Here is a 15,373-nt window from a genome sequence, read left to right on the forward strand (position 1 = left end):
CGCATCGCCATCTCCCGACGGCGCGGCGGCCGGATGTTCGGGCCGATGCCGCCAATCGTGCAAAACCCTCACCGCACCCGGCGCGGACACATCACCGCGACTTTAGGATGCATCCTGCCCGCCTGGCTGGCCCCGTCCCCCGGCCCCTCCGCCCGCTCCGCGGGGGAGGGAGAGCTCATCGCGGAAGAGGCTTTGGCTCGTCGCCCGGATACGTGGCGGCAGTCCCGCAGGGACTTCGTGCCGTTGTTGCTGGCGAATTCCATTCGCCTGACCGGGCCGGCGCGGGTCTACGGCTCTGCAATACGAGCCGAGCCGGTTCCGGGTTGCGAGCTGCTCCTCGATCGTCCTCGGTGAGTTCCCGGAGGATACCTTGGCCGGGAGATGAACGTTCGGAGGGGCGACATTCTGAACGTTCGAACGGCGATGTGAACGCGGATGCGGGAGATGGGGCGATCTACTTCTTCTTCGGCCGCTTCGTCGTCGTCGGCCCGCTGCCGCCCGGGCGCACGCGCTGCGCGGGCGGCTTCTTCCTGATGTCGCCGCGGCCGCCGGTGTCGCCCTCGTCGGCGTAGCGCTCCAGGGCCACCTGCATGCGCCGCACGCGGTCGGCGATGGACTCGCTGGTAACGGCCTCGCGGGTGCGGTCCACCAGCAGCGGAAAGGCGAGCGGCGGCGTGCGCGCGGGGTCGGTGATCACCACGCGGCTCTCGGCCAGGCGCTCCAGCGTGCGCCCCAGCCGGCTGCTTTCCAGCTGCCGCTCCAGCACCTCGCGGTGGGCCTGGCTCACGAGCAGGTTGCCGGGGTCGTAGCGGGTGAACACGTCGAAGAACAGCCCGCTGCTGGCCTGGATCTGCCGCGTGCTCTTGTTGGCGCCGGGGAAGCCCTGGAACACCAGCCCGGCCACGCGCGCGATCTCGCGGAACTGCCGCCGCGCCATCTCCGTCGCATTGAGCGACGCGGGCACGTCGTCGAACAGGTTCTCGGGGCGCAGCAGCCCGGCGGCCAGCGCGTCTTCCAGCGGCGCGGGGTCGGGCGACAGCAGCTCGATCCCGTAGTCGTTGGCCGCCATGGTAAAGGAGATGGGCTTCAGGCGCGAGATGCGGTACGCCAGCAGTGCCGCCAGTCCTTCGTGGACAAGACGGCCCTCGAAGGGGAAGAAGAAGAGGTGGTGCCCCTCGCGCGTCTTCACCCGCTCGATCAGCAGCTCGTCGGCGTCGGGGATGTGCGACCAGCGCGCCTGCACGTCCAGGATCGCGCGCACCGCCTCCATCTCCGGCCCGCGGAAGCGTCCGTGCGCCGCCTCTTCCAGCCGCCGCCGCAGCGCCGCCGCCAGCTCCGTCGACAGCGGCATCCGGCTCCCCATCCAGCGCGGGATGTAGGCGCCCTTCGCGGGGGCGCGGCGCACCCACGCCTTCATGTCGCGCACGCGCACGAACTCCAGCGGCTTCCCCGAGAAGACGAAGCGGTCCCCGGGCTTCAGCCGCGCGATGAAGCTCTCCTCCACCGTCCCCAGCCGCGCGCCGCGCAGATACTGCACGGTGATGGCGGCGTCGCTCACGATGGTCCCGATCGCCATCCGGTGGCGCTTGGCGACCTGCCGGTTCTCGACCGTGTAGAGGCCTTCGCGCTCGACCACCCGCTGGAACTCGGGATACGCCTGCAGCGCGTCGCCGCCGCGGGTCACGAAGTCCATCACCCAGTCCCACTCGTCGTCCAGCAGCCCGGCGTAGGCGCGGGTGGTGCGCACCTCGGCCAGCAGCTCGTCGCGCCGGAAGCCGCCGCCGATGGCGATGGTCACCACGTGCTGCGCGAGCAGGTCGAGCGGCCGCTCGACCGGGAGACGGCTCTCCACCGCCGCCGCCTCCACCCCGTCGCGCGCGGCGGCCACCTCGATCAGCTCCAGCGAGTGCGTGGGGACGCAGGTGACGCGGCTCTCCACCCCGGGCCGGTGGCCGCTGCGCCCCGCGCGCTGCAGCAGCCGCGCGACGCCCTTGGGGCTCCCCACCTGCAGCACGCGGTCGACGGGGGAGAAGTCGACGCCCAGGTCCAGCGACGACGTGGCGACGACGCAGCGGAGGCGGCCGGAGCGCAGGCCGGCCTCCACGAAGTCGCGCGTCTTCCGGTCCAGCGAGCCGTGGTGGAGGGCGATCTCGCCGGCCCATTCGGGGCGGGCGGCGAGGATCGCCTGGAACCAGATCTCCGTCTGCGAGCGGGTGTTGGTGAAGACGATGGCGCTCTGCGCGGCGTCGAGGACGTCGAGCAGCTGCGGGAGCATCTGCGTCCCCAGATGGCCGGCCCAGGGGAAGCGCTCGATCTCCGGCGGGATGAGGGAATCGACGACCACCGTCTTGGGGACGAAGCCGCGGACGATGCGCGACGCGCCCGTGCGCGGTCCCGCGCCGAGCAGCGTCTCCAGCGCCTCGGGGAGGTTGCCGATGGTGGCCGACAATCCCCACGTGCGCAGATCCGGGCGCCAGTGGCGGAGGCGCGCCAGGTCCAGCTCCGTCTGCACGCCGCGCTTGGTGCCCATCAGCTCGTGCCACTCGTCCACGATCACCGCGCGCAGGTCGGCGAACAGCGATTGGGCATCGGGCTGGGAGAGGAGGAGCGACAGGCTCTCCGGCGTGGTGATGAGCGCGGTGGGCAGGCGCGTGCGCTGGCGCGCGCGGACCCTGGCGGGGGTGTCGCCGGTGCGCGGCTCCAGCGTCCAGGGGATGCGCAGCTCGCGCAGGGGGAGACGGAGCGCCTCTTCGGTGTCGGCGGCGAGCGCGCGGAGCGGGGTGATCCACAGCACGCGCAGCGGCGGCGCGGGGCGGATGTCGGGCCCGCCGGCGCTCTCGCGGACCCACTCCAGCAGCGGCCCCATCCACGCGGCGTACGTCTTCCCCGTGCCCGTGGCGGCGTGGATCAGCCCGCTTTCGCCGGCCAGGTACGCCTCCCACACCTCGCGCTGGAACGCGAACGGCTCCCACCCGCGCCCCGCGAACCACTCCGCCGCCGGCGCGAGCGGATCGGCCGGCGGAGGTGCGGTGCGGCGGGCGGCGGCGGCGGAGCGGGGCACGGGCTGCGTTCCTCGCGGGAGATGATGAGCTTCAGCGCCCGATCCGAATCCACGGTGATCAGGGGGGATGGATGGCGCGTCCACTCTGTCGCGGAGGCAACGATTGGGCCGTTGTCGTCGATCGCGAGAACTGATCAGGAGATTGGGATGATGGTGTGCGTCCAGGCGACGGCGGGGGCGCTGCGCGCCGGGAGCCCTCATCCCCCCGGCCCCCTTCTCCCGACAGCAGGAGAACGGGGAGACCTGACCGAGAGGAGAAGCTTTCGGCGCACTCTGGATGCATCCTGCTCGCTGGGCTGGCCCCCACCCCCGGCCCCACCGCCCGCTCCGCGGGGGAGGGGAGAACTCAGCGCGGGGAAAGCTGCGGAGCGCGCCGCGATACCGGTGTGGGCCACGCATCACAGAGAAAGAGAAGCGTGCGGAAGATTCCGCGCGCCCCGAACGAAGTTACCCCCGCCCGTTATCGGGAGGGGGTACGCGGCCCCAGTCGCAGGGGGAGGGCTCCGCGGGCGCCGCCGAAGCGCGCAGGAGGAAGGAAATCGCTGGAGTTTCCTGAATCCCCCCGCTGTTGTTAGGGAGACGATCAGTCCACGTCGAGGATGCGGACCAGCACGGCGGTGATGTTGTCGCGGCCGCCGCGCTCGTTGGCGCCCACGATGAGCGCCGCGACCATGTCGGCCAGCTCGCCGGGGCGGTCCAGGACGCGGCGGATCATGCGGTCGGTGAGCATCCCCGTGAGGCCGTCGCTGGCCAGCAGCACGATGTCGCCGGGGAGGAGCGTGCCGGCGTAGACGTCCGGCTGGTCCAGCGAGTCCGCGCCCAGCGCGCGGGTCAGCACGTGCGACAGGTGGTGGCGCCGCGCCCCGCGCTCGGTGATGCGGCCGGCCTCGACCTCGCGCTGCACCCAGGTGTGGTCGCGGGTGACCTGCTCCAGCTCGCCGTGGCGCAGCACGTAGCCCCGGCTGTCGCCGATGTGGCCCAGCCGGAAGGTGCCGTCGTCGCACAGCACCAGCGCGGTCATGGTGGTGCCCATCCCCCTGGTCTCGGGCTTGATGGCCGAGTAGTTGACGATGGACATGTGCGCGTTGTGGAAGCTCTGGCGCATGGCCTCTTCCAGCACGTCGGTGCGCAGCCCGCCGTCCACCCCCTGCCGGAGCGCCGACCCCACCGACTCGGTGGCGATGGCGCTGGCGATCTCGCCCGCGGCATGGCCGCCCATCCCGTCGGCCACCAGGAACACCCCGCGCGGCGCGTCGATCAGGAACGAGTCCTCGTTGTGCGGCCGCACGCGCCCCACGTCGGTGGCGCCGGCCGCCTCCCAGCTCACCCTCACGGCCGGCCGGCCCGCGCGGCGGGCACGTCGGTGGGGGCGGGAAGCTGGCGGGGCACCGGCGCCGGCTGGTTCATCTGCACGATGGCGTACGCCAGCAGCGCCAGCAGGATCACGACGAGCAGCGCCAGCCAGAGCGGGAAGCGGAAGCCGCGCCGCTCCTCCTTCAGCGTGACCTCCTTCGCGGGCGGCACGTACGCCGCGCGCGCCGCCGCCAGGTCCGCCGACTCGACCTCGCGGAACTGCAGCTTCACCCCGCCGAAGCGCACGGCCGCGCCGTACGGCAGCGGCGTGGGCACGTTGGGGGCGAGCTTCACCCCCTCGATGGCGGTGCCGTTGGTGGAGTCCAGGTCGGTGATGCGCCACGCGCCCAGGTCGAACTCCAGCCGGGCGTGCTGCACGCTCACCGAGTCGTCGTCGATCACCACGTCGGCGCCGGCGCCGCGGCCCACGGTCACAACGGGCGCGGGCACGGGGATCTGCTCGCCGTAGCGCGGCCCCGCGGCAACGCCGAAGGTGGCGAGCGGGCCGGCCTGCGGGAGGTTGGTGGCCATGGTCGTGCGTGGCTCCTGGCGGTGGAAACGGTCTTTCGCTGCAACGCTTTGCGGGGAGGCCGGAACGTATCGCGGGGGCGGCGGGAGGGCAAGAACTGAAGTGCGGAAGTGCGGAAGTGCGGAGGTGCGGAGAAATCGTGAGCCGCGCCGCATCGGTGCGGAGACGAGTGTGGTGCGCGCCGCGGAGCCCTCCCCCCGCGGCTGGGGCCGCGTACCCCCTCCCGATAACGGGAGGGGGTAGCTTCGATGGCGGCGCTCGGACGGTTGCGCATTCGTCGGATGAGTGCGTGAGGCGAGTCCCGGACCTGGCATCGCGGCGGCGCTCAGAGGGTGGGCGTGGAGGTCGCCGCGCGGGCAGGATGACGTGGTTCGGCGCGGATGCGGCCCAGCTAATGGACGGCCTCGGCCGGCCGGAGAGGGCGCGTGGGCGCGGGCGCGCTCCGAAAGCCGCCCCGCGATGAGTTCTCCCGAGGACGTACCAAGCCAACGCACTTCCGCACTTCCGCACTTCCGCACTCACGCACTCACGCACTCATGCACTCATGCACTCATGCACTCACGCCTCGTCCCAATTACTTGACGCTCCCCACCCGCCTGGGTATCCTTCGGCGCCCATTCATCCCGCCTCCTTTCCTCATGCGCGGCCACACCCCGTGATCCGGCGCCTCTTCCTTATTCTCGTCCCGCTCGCGCTGCTCGGGCTTCCGGCACCGGCCCCCGCACAGGGGCGCGGCAAGCCGATCGTGCTGAGCACCGGGTGGAAGGTGTCCCGCGGCGACCAGCCGCAGTGGGCCCGCCCCGGCTTCGACGACCGCGCCTGGACGACGGCCGCCGTGCCCGGCGAGTGGGAGAACGTCTTCCCCGGCTACGACGGCTTCGGCTGGTACCGGCGGCAGGTGACGCTCCCCGCCGACCTGCACGGCGAGCCCGTGGGCGTGCTCTTCGCCACCGTGGGCGACGCGTTCGAGGTGTACTGGGACGGCGTGAAGATCGGCGCGCGCGGGGAGTTTCCCCCGCACTTCACCGAGTCGGTGAACCCGTCGCTCTTCCTGGTGCCCGACAGCCTGCTGCGCACCTCGGGCTCGCGGCACCTGCTGGCCGTGCGCATCTACAACGACTACGCGTACGGCGGGCTGATGGGCTCGGTGCGCATGGGCCGCTTCGACGTGCTGGCCGACAAGCGCTCGCCGCGCGACATGGTCATCGGCACGCTGGTGGCCTTCTTCCTGGCCATCGGCATCTACCACCTGGCCTTCTGGGTGCGCCGCCGCGCCGCCCGCGAGAACCTGTGGTTCGCCACCGTCTCGCTCGCCATCTCCATCTACGGTGCCACCTTCAGCGGCACCATCAGCGAGATGGTGCTCCCCTTCACCAACCCGTATCGGCTCGGGCTGGTGGCGCTGCTGGCGGGCGGGCCCTTCTTCGTGGCCCTGGTCTACTCGCTCTTCGACCTGCGCGTGCGGCGCCGCGAGCAGCTGGTGTGTGCCGCGTTCGTGGCGCTCGCCGCGGTGTCGGCGGTGATGCCGCTGGGGCCGCTGGCGCAGCTGAACCGCTGGATCGACGTGGCCCTGGCGGTGGGGATGCTGGCCATCGTGCTGCGCGCCTTCCGCGCGGCCTCGCGCCACCGGCCGCACGCGCGGCTGCTGGTGTTCGGCACCGCCGCCTTCGCCGCGACGTTCGTGTACGACCTGGCCAGCGAGTACGACTTCGTCCCGGTGGCGCACGTGCTGCCGAGCGTGCCGTCGCTCTTCTGGATCGGCTTCCTGGTGTTCGTGATGGCGGTGGGGATCGCCACGGCGGGGAAGTGGGCGCTCACCGAGGTCACCGCGCTGGTGGACCCGCTCACCGAGCTGGCGCGCCGCCACGTGCTGGAGGATGCGATGCGCCGCGAGACGGAGCGCATCCGCCGGTCGGGGGGGACGATGGCGCTGGTGCTGATCGATCTGGACTTCTTCAAGCAGGTGAACGACGCCTACGGCCACCGCACGGGGGACGACGTGCTGGCGCGCGTGGGCCGGCTGCTGCGCTCCACGGCGCGCAACATCGACCTTCCCGCGCGCTTCGGCGGCGAGGAGTTCGCGGTGCTGCTGTACGACAGCGACTTCGACGGCGCGCTGGCGTTCGCGGAGCGCTTCCGGGCCAACCTGCGGGAGATGAGCGTTGCCGCGAGCGGCGGGCGCACGGTGCGGGTGACGGCCAGTCTGGGCGTGGCCGTCGGCAGCGAGCTGGTGGACCCCGCCGCGCTGGTCGAGGCCGCCGACCAGGCCCTCTACCGCGCCAAGAACCAGGGCCGCGACCGCCTCATCGGCATCCAGCTCCAGGCCGGCACCATCCCCGAGCCCGCGCGCAGCGGCGAGGGGTAAGGGTCGGCTTGAGAGAAACTTGAAGCCCCGCGCGCGGATGCGTGCGGGGCTTCGGCGTTCCAGAACATCGATCGAAAGGTCAGCGCTTTCCCGGAAAATCTCGGGGATGCTCAGCCGCGTGCTCGCGCGCCCAGCGCTCCAGCTTCTCGATCTGGCTCTGGGACAGCCGGGGCGGAGGCGGCGTCTCCGGCCGCCGCGGGCCGACCAGCGACGGATGTAAGGCATTCAGGTTCGCCATCTCGTTCCTCGTCATTTCGGAGTAACGGGTGAATACCCGGTTGAGCAAGCTCACCTACCCGTTCCTGATTACCTCGATCACGCGTTCCACCACCCGGCTGCGCGCTTCCGCGCGAAGGACGCCTGCGGTTTTCACCACGAGCGAATCGTGCGCGGTAAAGAGCTTGCCCGGTCGAGCGTAACTGGTTCTCTGCAGCGATCCAGACTCGAAATCACCCTGTGCCAGCTCGATAGCGGAATTATCCGCATAGGCGTTGCTTGTGACCTGACACAGGATGAAGTCGTTCCGGCCGGCGCTGGCAAGGACGACTGCGGGGCGAAGTTTCGACTGGCTGAGATCTGAAAACGGAAAGGGGACGAGGACTACTTCTCCGGCTGAAGGTGTTCCCACGCGGCATCCTCCTCTTCGCGGTTCCAATCTTCGGCAAGGGCTGCCTCGCTCAGGAGCGCGGTAAGATTAGGGTCCTCTGCGGCCTCGTCCAGGATCGTGACGAGTGCGCGCCGCGGCTCCGGGAGGCTGACATCTTCCAGCAGTCGAACATGGCCGCCGGATTCGACAACTGCTTCAACGGTGCGCGGCATCATTTCCTCCCTCATCCGAGTTACCGTGCAAGAATACTTGCACATGAAAGATGCCATACCCAACGAGATTAGCCAAGTTCGGATGCCTTGCGCGCTTCCGGGGCATCCGGTATCCTCCGCGCCATGCCGAACCACGCCTGCACGATGCGGATGCGCTGTTGCTGGTGTCTCCTCCACGCGGAGGGGGCGGGCGGCGGCGTGCGCGCGAGGCGGCGAACCGGCATGATCCGGCGGGGGTAACAGCCCCGAGCCCCACGACGGCAATCCGGCCGCGGCTCCCTCAATCTGACGGAGCGGCGGCTTTTTTCTTTCGGCAGACCCGAGGAGATCCGAATGCCCGCCACGCAGGAGCGCCCGATCGCGCTCTTCCACGAGCACCCCGACTGGTTCCGCCCGCTCTTCACCGAGCTGGAGCGGCGCGGCACGCCCTTCGTCCGCATCCCAGCGGCCGAGCACCGCTACGATCCCGAGGCGGCGCCGCCGTACTCGCTGGTGTTCAACCGCATGAGCCCGTCGGCGTACCTGCGCGGGGCGGGGAACGCCATCTTCTACACCCAGAGCTGGCTGGACCACCTGGAGCGCAACGGCGTGCGCGTGGTGAACGGCCGCGGCGCGTACGCGGTGGAAACCAGCAAGGCGGTGCAGATCAACCTCCTCCGCCGTCTGGGGCTGCCGCATCCCAGGACGCGCGTCATCAACCACCCGTCGCAGGCGTTCGCCGCGGCCGAGGGGCTGCGCTACCCCATCGCCGTGAAGCCGAACATCGGCGGGAGCGGGGCGGGGGTGCGGCGCTTCGACTCGCCGGAGACTCTGCGGCAGGCGTCGGAGGACGGTTCGCTGGACCTGGGGATCGATTCCGTCGGCCTGGTGCAGGAGTTCGTGCCCGCCGAGGAGGGGCGCATCACCCGCGTGGAGGTGCTGGGGGGCAAGTTCCTGTACGGCATCCGCATCTACACCCCCGGCGACACCTTCGACCTGTGCCCCGCCGACGTCTGCCAGCGGGTGGACGGCGCCGAGCTGAACCGCATCGCCTGCGCGGTCGACGCGCCGAAGAACCGGCTGCGGGTGGAGGGCTACACCCCGCCCGCCGAGATCATCGGGCAGGTGGAGCGGATCATGGCCGAGGCGGGCATCGAGGTGGGCGGGGTAGAGTACTTCGTGGACTCGCGCGACGGGAAGCACTACTTCTACGACGTGAACGCGCTGTCGAACTTCGTGGCCGACGCGCCGCAGGTGGTGGGCTTCGACCCGTTCCAGCGGCTGGCCGACTACCTGGAAGCGGAGGCCCGCTGATGCGCTTCGGCTACTGGATGCCCGTGTTCGGCGGGTGGCTGCGCAACGTGGACGACGAGGGGATGGAGGCCAGCTGGGAGTACGTGAGCCGCCTGGCCCGCCGCGGCGAGGAGATCGGGTTCGACCTGACGCTGATCGCCGAGCTCTTCCTGAACGACATCAAGGGCGCCGACGCGCCCACGCTGGAGGCGTGGTCCACCGCGGCGGCGCTGGCGGCGGTCACGAAGACGCAGGAGATCATGGTGGCGGTGCGGCCGACGTTCCACCCGCCGGTGATCTTCGCCAAGCAGGCGGCCAACATCGACCGCATCAGTGGCGGGCGGCTGTCGCTGAACGTGGTCAGCAGCTGGTGGGCGACCGAGGCGCGGAAGTACGGCGTGCAGTTCGACGTGCACGACGACCGCTACGCCCGCACCCGCGAGTGGCTGGAGGTGGTGAACGGCGTGTGGTGCAGTCCGTCGTTCACGCACGAGGGGCGATACTACAAGGTGGATGAGGCCGTGCTGGAGCCCAAGCCCGCCTCGCGCCCGCGGCCGACGATCTACGCCGGCGGCGAATCTCCCGCGGCCAAGGAGATGATCTCGTCGATGTGCGACGGGTTCCTGACGCACGGCGACCCGCCGGAGAACATCGCGCCGAAGGTGGCCGACATGCGCGCCCGCCGCGAGGCGCTGGGGCTGCCGCCGATGGTGTTCGGCGCCGCGGGCTACGCCATCGTCCGTCCCACGGAAGCCGAGGCGAAGCGCGAGCGGGAGCGCATCACCGACGTGTCGAGCGGGAACGCGTACCACAGCTACCAGGACTGGCTGAACAACACGCAGCTGGAGCAACGGGTGAGCCTGGAGGACTACTCGGTTTCCAATCGCGGGCTGCGCACCGGCCTGGTCGGCACGCCGGAGCAGGTGGCCGAGCGGCTGATCGCGCTCGAAGAGGCGGGGCTGGACCTGGTCCTCCTCCAGTTCTCGCCGCAGCTGGAGGAGATGGAGCGCTTCGCCGAGGAGGTCATCCCCCTCGTGAACGGAAGCCACACCGAGGCCGTCGCGGCCTGAGGAAGGGAAGATCTCGTCGCGAATCCGGAACTCCAATTCGTGCATCCTCGCCGCATCAACCCGACGTCATCCTGAGGCCGTCCACACCGTAACCAGCGGCTACACAAGAGGTTGCAGGCCGAAGGGTCTATCGTGAGCGAAGGAATCGCACCGAAGCCCGGCGCGTTCCCCCCAACTCACGTGCGATACGGGCGATAGATCCTTCGGCCCGCGGGCGCTTGTGCGGGGTCGGGCGACGGCGTGGCTGGCCTCAGGATGACGTCTTCCTTGTGCGTCTTCCTTGTGCGTTCTTTCGATCTACACTCCGCAGCCGGCGGTGGCGAGCATTCGGGGGGTGGTGCCGCGGATGCGGTAGACGGTGCTCCAGTCGCCCTCGTAGTACTGCCCGTGCACCAGGATCTCGTACTGGCCGTCGCCGTCCAGGTCGTAGATGCCGCCCAGCGTGAAGGTGTTCAGGATCTCCTCCTCGCTCGTGCGGGGATGGTACTCCTCCTCCAGCATGATCGTCCGCGCCACGCCGCCCACCAGCTTGCGGACGATGACCAGCGAGTAGTCGCCGGCGCGGACGCGCGTCGACTCCCCGGCGGCCTGCGAGCGGGTGGCGCTGAGGACGGCCTCCTCCGTGCCGTCGCCGTCCAGGTCCGCGCGCAGGATGCCGGTGATGCGCACCACCGGGTTCCGGATCCCGTGCCGCACCAGCATCTCGCGCACGGCGTTCTGGTACGCGGGGAGGCTCGCGTCGCCGCGCGTGACGGGGCGCGGGCGCACGTTCCAGCTGCCGACCACCGCCACGTCCCCCACCCCCTCCTCCATCTTCGGCGTCAGCTCGACCAGGTAGGTGTCCGGGCACGGCTCCTCGATGGAGTTCGCGCGCGACCCCGTGGCCACGCCCCGCGCGGCGCCGTTCGCGAACACGCGGTAGCGCTCGCCGCCGCGCACCAGCGACGCGTTGTGCTCGGCGTCGCGCCAGGTGCCGTCCACCACCACGGCCAGCAGGCGGCCGCTCCCCACGTCCAGCACGGGCCGCACGCGCTGCGCGGCGGACGGCGTGGCGGCGAGCGTGAGCATCACGGCGGCAGCGATGGAGATGCGCATGGATGGATTCCGTGGAGGCGGAAACGAAAGCGGCCCCGGGCGCGGTGCCCGGGGCCGGTCTCTCGCGAGGATCACTCCGTGGGCGTCGGCCTGGCGGGGACGGAGCGGATGTACAGCCACACCGCGCGCATCTCGTCGTCCGTCATCAGCCCGCTGAGCGCCCAGGGCATGGGCGGGCGCAGCGCGGTGCCGTTGGGGCGCTTGCCAGTGCGCAGCGCGTTGAAGAAGTCCTGCTCCGTCCACTTCCCCACCTCGCCCGCGGCGGTCAGGTTGGCGGCGGGCGGCATCCCCGGGCCCTCGCCCTCGGCCGCGCCGTTCAGGTCCTTGCCGTGGCACCCCCGGCACCCGCCGATGGTGGCCAGGTACTGGCCGTACTCCACCGTCACGCCCGCCGCGGGCGGCTCGGCGCGAGGCGCGCCATGGGTGATGTGCTCGGCGGGGAAGAGGGGGAGCTTGCCGGCCAGGTACAGCGCCCGGCCCAGCGCCCGCACGTTGGTGGTGGGCAGCTCGCGGTCCACCGGCGGCAGGGTGCGGACGTAGGCGATCACCGCCTGCACGTCGGCGTCGCCCATCGCCCAGTAGTCGGCCGAGGGCATGATGGCCAGCGCGTGCCCGTCTGCGTCCACGCCGTGGCGGATGGCGCGCTCCAGCTGCCCGTCGCTGTAGCGGGCAAGGACGCCGCCTTTCCCCGCGGTCAGGTTGCTGGCGTACACCACGCCCAGCGGTCCCGCGTCCATGAACAGCTTGCCGCCCAGGTCGGCGCCGTGGCAGTCCACGCACTTGGCGATGGCCGTGGCCAGGTGCCGGCCGCGCTCCAGCGCCGCCGGGTTGCCCTGCCCGGTGCGCAGCGGCGCCACCGCCACCTCGTCGTACGCGCGGCGGAAGCGCACCTCGCTGGCGGCGTACACCACCAGCACGGCCAGCACGACCACGAGGGCGAGGGAGCCGACGCTAAGGCCGGTCCATTTCAACAGCTTGCGCATCGCGAATACTCCGGGGGATCGAGCGTGGGCCGGCACGCGCGCGGCGCCGGGGCGGGATGACGGGATGGAGATGGGGATGGCGGTGCCCCGCGCCGGGCTGGAGAGGCGCGGTTGGGGTACAGCGTAAACGGATGGCCTCGCCCCGTCAAGGGAGTCCCCTCCGCCGATCGCCATGCGGGGCCACGGGTTGCGGCCATTTCGTGCCGCCCCGGCACCGGAGGTTCCGCATGGCGATGGGGCGCATCGTCTCCTTCGTCACAAACCCTCACGCGCGCCCGTTCTTCGCGCTTTCATGGGCTCCCCACCGCTCTCCACCTTCCCCGGCTCCCCCCGCCGATGACGCTCCCGCTGAAGACGATCCGCACCGTCGCGGTCGCGCTGGCGATGGCGGCCGCCGCCTCGCGCGCGGCGGCGCAGGAGGCCGCGCTGGTGCTGACGGTGACCGCCTCGGAGACGCAGGCGCCGCTGCCTGGCGCGCAGGTGAAGCTCGACGGCCGCGGCGTGGCCGTCACCGACGCCGGGGGCACGGTGCGCGTGGCGATGGCGCCCGGCGCGCACCAGGTGGAGGTGAGCGCCATCGGCCGCCACGTGCAGACGCTGCGCGCCACTTTGGCCGCCGGGCGGACGGAGGACGTGGAGGTGCAGCTGATGCCCGACGCGGTGCCGCTGCGGCCGGTGACCGCGTCAGAAAGTCGAGGATGGGAACAGGACTTTCTCAGGAGGCCGGCCATGCCGTCGCTGGACCCCGCACCACCGTCTGCAGGCCGATGGATTTATCGCCCCCGCACGTGATGAGGATCCGCTCCACCGACGCGCCCGCCGCGCCGAGAATGCGGTCCCTGATCCGGCAGGCAGCCTGGAGATCGTTCGCAATACTCAATGGTCGCCCCAAGCGTGTGGATCGCGTGGAAGAGGGAAGATTAACGTCCCGCGCGTGCCGGGATCAGCTCCCCGATCCGCCGCCTTCCTCACGTTCCAGGTCCTGCATGCGCAGGCGGAGGAAGTCGTCCAGCGAGTCGTCGGGGACGCGGTAGATCTCGGCCAGGAAGCGGCGCGTCTCGGACTCGTTCCGCTGGAGCTGGCGCAGCATGGCGCCCAGGCGCTCCAGCGGCATCCCCAGCCGCCCCGCCGCGCCGGCCAGGCGCTCGTAGGCATCGCGGCGGGCCTGCCGCTCCTCGTTGGTCTCACCCTCGAACCATGGCTCGCGCACCAGCATCTCCCTCCGTCCCTTTCGCTGTCCCCTGTCCCCTGTCCCCTGTCCCCTGTCCCCTGTCCCCTGTCCCCTGCCCCCTGTCCCCTGCCCCCTGCCCCCTGCCCCCTGCCCCCTGCCGTTCAGCTCCGCGCCCACTCGCCGTACAGCGGGAAGCGCGAGCACATCTCCCGCACCTCGCCGCGCACGGCCGTGGCCACCTGCTCGTCGTCCGGCGCGGCGATCACGCGTTCGATGAGGCCGGCGATGGCGCGCATCTCCGCCTCGCCCAGGCCGCGCGTGGTGAGCGCGGGGGTGCCGATGCGGATGCCGCTGGTCACGAACGGCGACTCGGTCTCGCCGGGAACGGTGTTCTTGTTCACCGTGATCCCCGCGCGGTCCAGCGACTTCTCGGCCACCTTCCCCGTCACCCCCTTGTTGCGGAGGTCCACCAGCATCAGGTGGTTGTCGGTGCCGCCGGACACCAGGTTGAAGCCGCGCTCCATCAATCCCCCGGCCAGCGCCTTGGCGTTCGCGATCACGCGGCCCGAGTAGTCGGCGAAGTCCGGCCGCAGCGCCTCCTCGAACGCCACCGCCTTGGCGGCGATCACGTGCATCAGCGGGCCGCCCTGGATGCCGGGGAAGATCTGCTTGTCGATGGCCTTGCCGTGCTCCTCGCGCGCCAGGATCAGCCCGCCGCGGGGGCCGCGCAGCGTCTTGTGCGTGGTCGACGTCACCACGTCGGCATGGGGGACGGGGGAGGGGTGATGGCCGGTGGCGACGAGACCCGCGATGTGCGCCATGTCCACCATCAGCTTCGCCCCGCACTCGCGGGCGATCTCGGCGAACACCTCGAAGTCGATGATGCGCGGATAGGCGCTGGCGCCCGCGATGATCATCTTCGGCTTCACCTTCACCGCCTGGTCGCGCAGGGCGCCGTAGTCGATGCGGTGGTCGTCGGGGCGCACGCCGTAGGCCACGATGTTGTACAGGCGGCCGCTGAAGTTCACCGGCGAGCCGTGCGTCAGGTGGCCGCCCTCCGACAGGTTCATCCCCAGCACGGTGTCGCCGGGCTCCAGCAGCGCGAAGTAGGCGGCCATGTTGGCCTGCGCGCCGGAGTGCGCCTGCACGTTGGCGTGGTCGGCGCCGAAGAGCTGCAGCAGGCGGGAGATGGCCAGCCGCTCCACCTCGTCCACCACCTCGCAGCCGCCGTAGTAGCGCTTGCCGGGGAGCCCCTCGGCGTACTTGTTGGTCAGCACCGAGCCCATGGCCTGGAGCACCGCCTGCGAGGTGAAGTTCTCGCTGGCGATCATCTCCAGCTGGTTCTCCTGGCGTTCGGCCTCGGCCACCAGCAGCCGGTGGATCTCGGGATCGGCCTGCTTCAGGGCGTCCATCTATCGTCCTCGCACGGTCTCGCGTTCGTGGCTGGTCGGGATGGCGGAAGGTAACCGGACGGGTGCGAGAGTGCGAGAGTGCGGAAGTGCGGAAGTGCGGAAGTGCGGAAGTGCGGAAGTGCGGAAGTGCGGAAGTGCGGAAGTGCGAGAGTGCGAGAGTGCGAGGAGATCGGTCGTGAGCGCCGATGTCGCGGAGTGAGCCGAACACCCTCGCGCAGTTTGCGAGGCTTCCCGTGGTTGTTG

Annotated in this window: 14 protein-coding genes; 4 read left to right on the forward strand and 10 right to left on the reverse strand. The window is 71.0% G+C overall.

What is annotated here, in order from left to right; all coding sequences use genetic code 11:
* Positions 1 to 454 precede the first annotated feature (454 nt).
* The 3 genes from VLK66_RS07385 to VLK66_RS07395 all read right to left on the reverse strand — a co-directional run bounded on the left by VLK66_RS07385 (position 455) and on the right by VLK66_RS07395 (position 4,945).
* Positions 455 to 3,061 carry a ligase-associated DNA damage response DEXH box helicase gene (locus VLK66_RS07385; RefSeq protein ID WP_325308743.1) on the reverse strand — a complete coding sequence of 869 codons (2,607 nt, stop codon included), beginning with the start codon at positions 3,059 to 3,061 and terminating at the stop codon, positions 455 to 457.
* A 583-nt stretch (positions 3,062 to 3,644) separates the two neighbouring features.
* Positions 3,645 to 4,394: a PP2C family serine/threonine-protein phosphatase gene (locus VLK66_RS07390; protein WP_325308744.1), complete on the reverse strand. Its 750-nt coding sequence runs from the start codon at positions 4,392 to 4,394 to the stop codon at positions 3,645 to 3,647.
* Positions 4,391 to 4,945 (reverse strand): FHA domain-containing protein, encoded by a 555-nt coding sequence (locus VLK66_RS07395; RefSeq protein WP_325308745.1) that lies wholly within the window; start codon positions 4,943 to 4,945, stop codon positions 4,391 to 4,393. Before VLK66_RS07395 ends, VLK66_RS07390 begins: the two co-directional genes overlap by 4 nt.
* A gap of 653 nt (positions 4,946 to 5,598) precedes the next feature.
* Between VLK66_RS07395 and VLK66_RS07400 the strand changes: the two genes are divergently transcribed.
* Positions 5,599 to 7,308 carry a diguanylate cyclase gene (locus VLK66_RS07400; protein ID WP_325308746.1) on the forward strand — a complete coding sequence of 570 codons (1,710 nt, stop codon included), beginning with the start codon at positions 5,599 to 5,601 and terminating at the stop codon, positions 7,306 to 7,308.
* Between the two features lie 79 nt (positions 7,309 to 7,387).
* On the opposite strand, the gene VLK66_RS07405 is transcribed toward VLK66_RS07400, so the two are convergent.
* Genes VLK66_RS07405 through VLK66_RS07415 form a run of 3 tightly spaced genes read right to left on the reverse strand, consistent with a single transcriptional unit; the run spans position 7,388 to position 8,130 of the window.
* Positions 7,388 to 7,600: a hypothetical protein gene (locus VLK66_RS07405; RefSeq protein ID WP_325308747.1), complete on the reverse strand. Its 213-nt coding sequence runs from the start codon at positions 7,598 to 7,600 to the stop codon at positions 7,388 to 7,390.
* Positions 7,601 to 7,936, reverse strand: coding sequence for a type II toxin-antitoxin system PemK/MazF family toxin (locus VLK66_RS07410; protein ID WP_325308748.1), 336 nt, complete (start codon positions 7,934 to 7,936; stop codon positions 7,601 to 7,603). It abuts the gene before it with no gap.
* Positions 7,909 to 8,130 carry a hypothetical protein gene (locus VLK66_RS07415; protein WP_325308749.1) on the reverse strand — a complete coding sequence of 74 codons (222 nt, stop codon included), beginning with the start codon at positions 8,128 to 8,130 and terminating at the stop codon, positions 7,909 to 7,911. The genes VLK66_RS07410 and VLK66_RS07415 overlap by 28 nt, the downstream gene beginning before the upstream one ends.
* 330 nt (positions 8,131 to 8,460) lie before the next feature.
* On the opposite strand from VLK66_RS07415, the gene VLK66_RS07420 reads away from it, so the two are divergent.
* Together VLK66_RS07420 and VLK66_RS07425 are read left to right on the forward strand one after the other, a co-directional pair.
* Positions 8,461 to 9,420, forward strand: a complete 960-nt coding sequence (locus tag VLK66_RS07420) for a hypothetical protein (protein WP_325308750.1) — start codon at positions 8,461 to 8,463, stop codon at positions 9,418 to 9,420.
* A complete protein-coding gene (locus VLK66_RS07425) occupies positions 9,420 to 10,469 on the forward strand; it encodes an LLM class flavin-dependent oxidoreductase (protein WP_325308751.1) in 1,050 nt (349 codons plus the stop codon). Before VLK66_RS07420 ends, VLK66_RS07425 begins: the two co-directional genes overlap by 1 nt.
* A 297-nt stretch (positions 10,470 to 10,766) precedes the next feature.
* Here the strand turns inward: VLK66_RS07425 and VLK66_RS07430 are convergent, their stop codons facing one another.
* Positions 10,767 to 11,564: a hypothetical protein gene (locus tag VLK66_RS07430; protein ID WP_325308752.1), complete on the reverse strand. Its 798-nt coding sequence runs from the start codon at positions 11,562 to 11,564 to the stop codon at positions 10,767 to 10,769.
* 71 nt (positions 11,565 to 11,635) lie between these two features.
* Positions 11,636 to 12,547 carry a c-type cytochrome gene (locus VLK66_RS07435; protein ID WP_325308753.1) on the reverse strand — a complete coding sequence of 304 codons (912 nt, stop codon included), beginning with the start codon at positions 12,545 to 12,547 and terminating at the stop codon, positions 11,636 to 11,638.
* Positions 12,548 to 12,883: 336 nt separating this feature from the next.
* On the opposite strand from VLK66_RS07435, the gene VLK66_RS07440 reads away from it, so the two are divergent.
* Complete coding sequence (locus tag VLK66_RS07440) at positions 12,884 to 13,339, forward strand: carboxypeptidase regulatory-like domain-containing protein (RefSeq protein WP_325308754.1); 456 nt, start codon at positions 12,884 to 12,886, stop codon at positions 13,337 to 13,339.
* Between the two features lie 151 nt (positions 13,340 to 13,490).
* On the opposite strand, the gene VLK66_RS07445 is transcribed toward VLK66_RS07440, so the two are convergent.
* Together VLK66_RS07445 and glyA are read right to left on the reverse strand one after the other, a co-directional pair.
* Positions 13,491 to 13,763, reverse strand: a complete 273-nt coding sequence (locus VLK66_RS07445; protein ID WP_325308755.1) for a hypothetical protein — start codon at positions 13,761 to 13,763, stop codon at positions 13,491 to 13,493.
* 116 nt (positions 13,764 to 13,879) lie between these two features.
* Entirely contained in the window at positions 13,880 to 15,130 is a 1,251-nt protein-coding gene (gene glyA, locus VLK66_RS07450) for a serine hydroxymethyltransferase (protein WP_325308756.1), read from the reverse strand.
* Between the last annotated feature and the right edge of the window lie 243 nt (positions 15,131 to 15,373).

Origin of the sequence: Longimicrobium sp. (assembly GCF_035474595.1) — a bacterium.
Taxonomy (GTDB): Bacteria; Gemmatimonadota; Gemmatimonadetes; order Longimicrobiales; family Longimicrobiaceae; genus Longimicrobium.

Coding starts and splice junctions, on each gene's coding strand:
- VLK66_RS07440 (WP_325308754.1), top strand. CDS start 12,884: ATGACGCTCCCGCTGAAGACGATCCGCACCGTCGCGGTCGCGCTGGCG.
- VLK66_RS07430 (WP_325308752.1), bottom strand. CDS start 11,564: ATGCGCATCTCCATCGCTGCCGCCGTGATGCTCACGCTCGCCGCCACG.
- VLK66_RS07415 (WP_325308749.1), bottom strand. CDS start 8,130: ATGATGCCGCGCACCGTTGAAGCAGTTGTCGAATCCGGCGGCCATGTT.
- VLK66_RS07435 (WP_325308753.1), bottom strand. CDS start 12,547: ATGCGCAAGCTGTTGAAATGGACCGGCCTTAGCGTCGGCTCCCTCGCC.
- VLK66_RS07395 (WP_325308745.1), bottom strand. CDS start 4,945: ATGGCCACCAACCTCCCGCAGGCCGGCCCGCTCGCCACCTTCGGCGTT.
- VLK66_RS07445 (WP_325308755.1), bottom strand. CDS start 13,763: ATGCTGGTGCGCGAGCCATGGTTCGAGGGTGAGACCAACGAGGAGCGG.
- VLK66_RS07420 (WP_325308750.1), top strand. CDS start 8,461: ATGCCCGCCACGCAGGAGCGCCCGATCGCGCTCTTCCACGAGCACCCC.
- VLK66_RS07425 (WP_325308751.1), top strand. CDS start 9,420: ATGCGCTTCGGCTACTGGATGCCCGTGTTCGGCGGGTGGCTGCGCAAC.
- glyA (WP_325308756.1), bottom strand. CDS start 15,130: ATGGACGCCCTGAAGCAGGCCGATCCCGAGATCCACCGGCTGCTGGTG.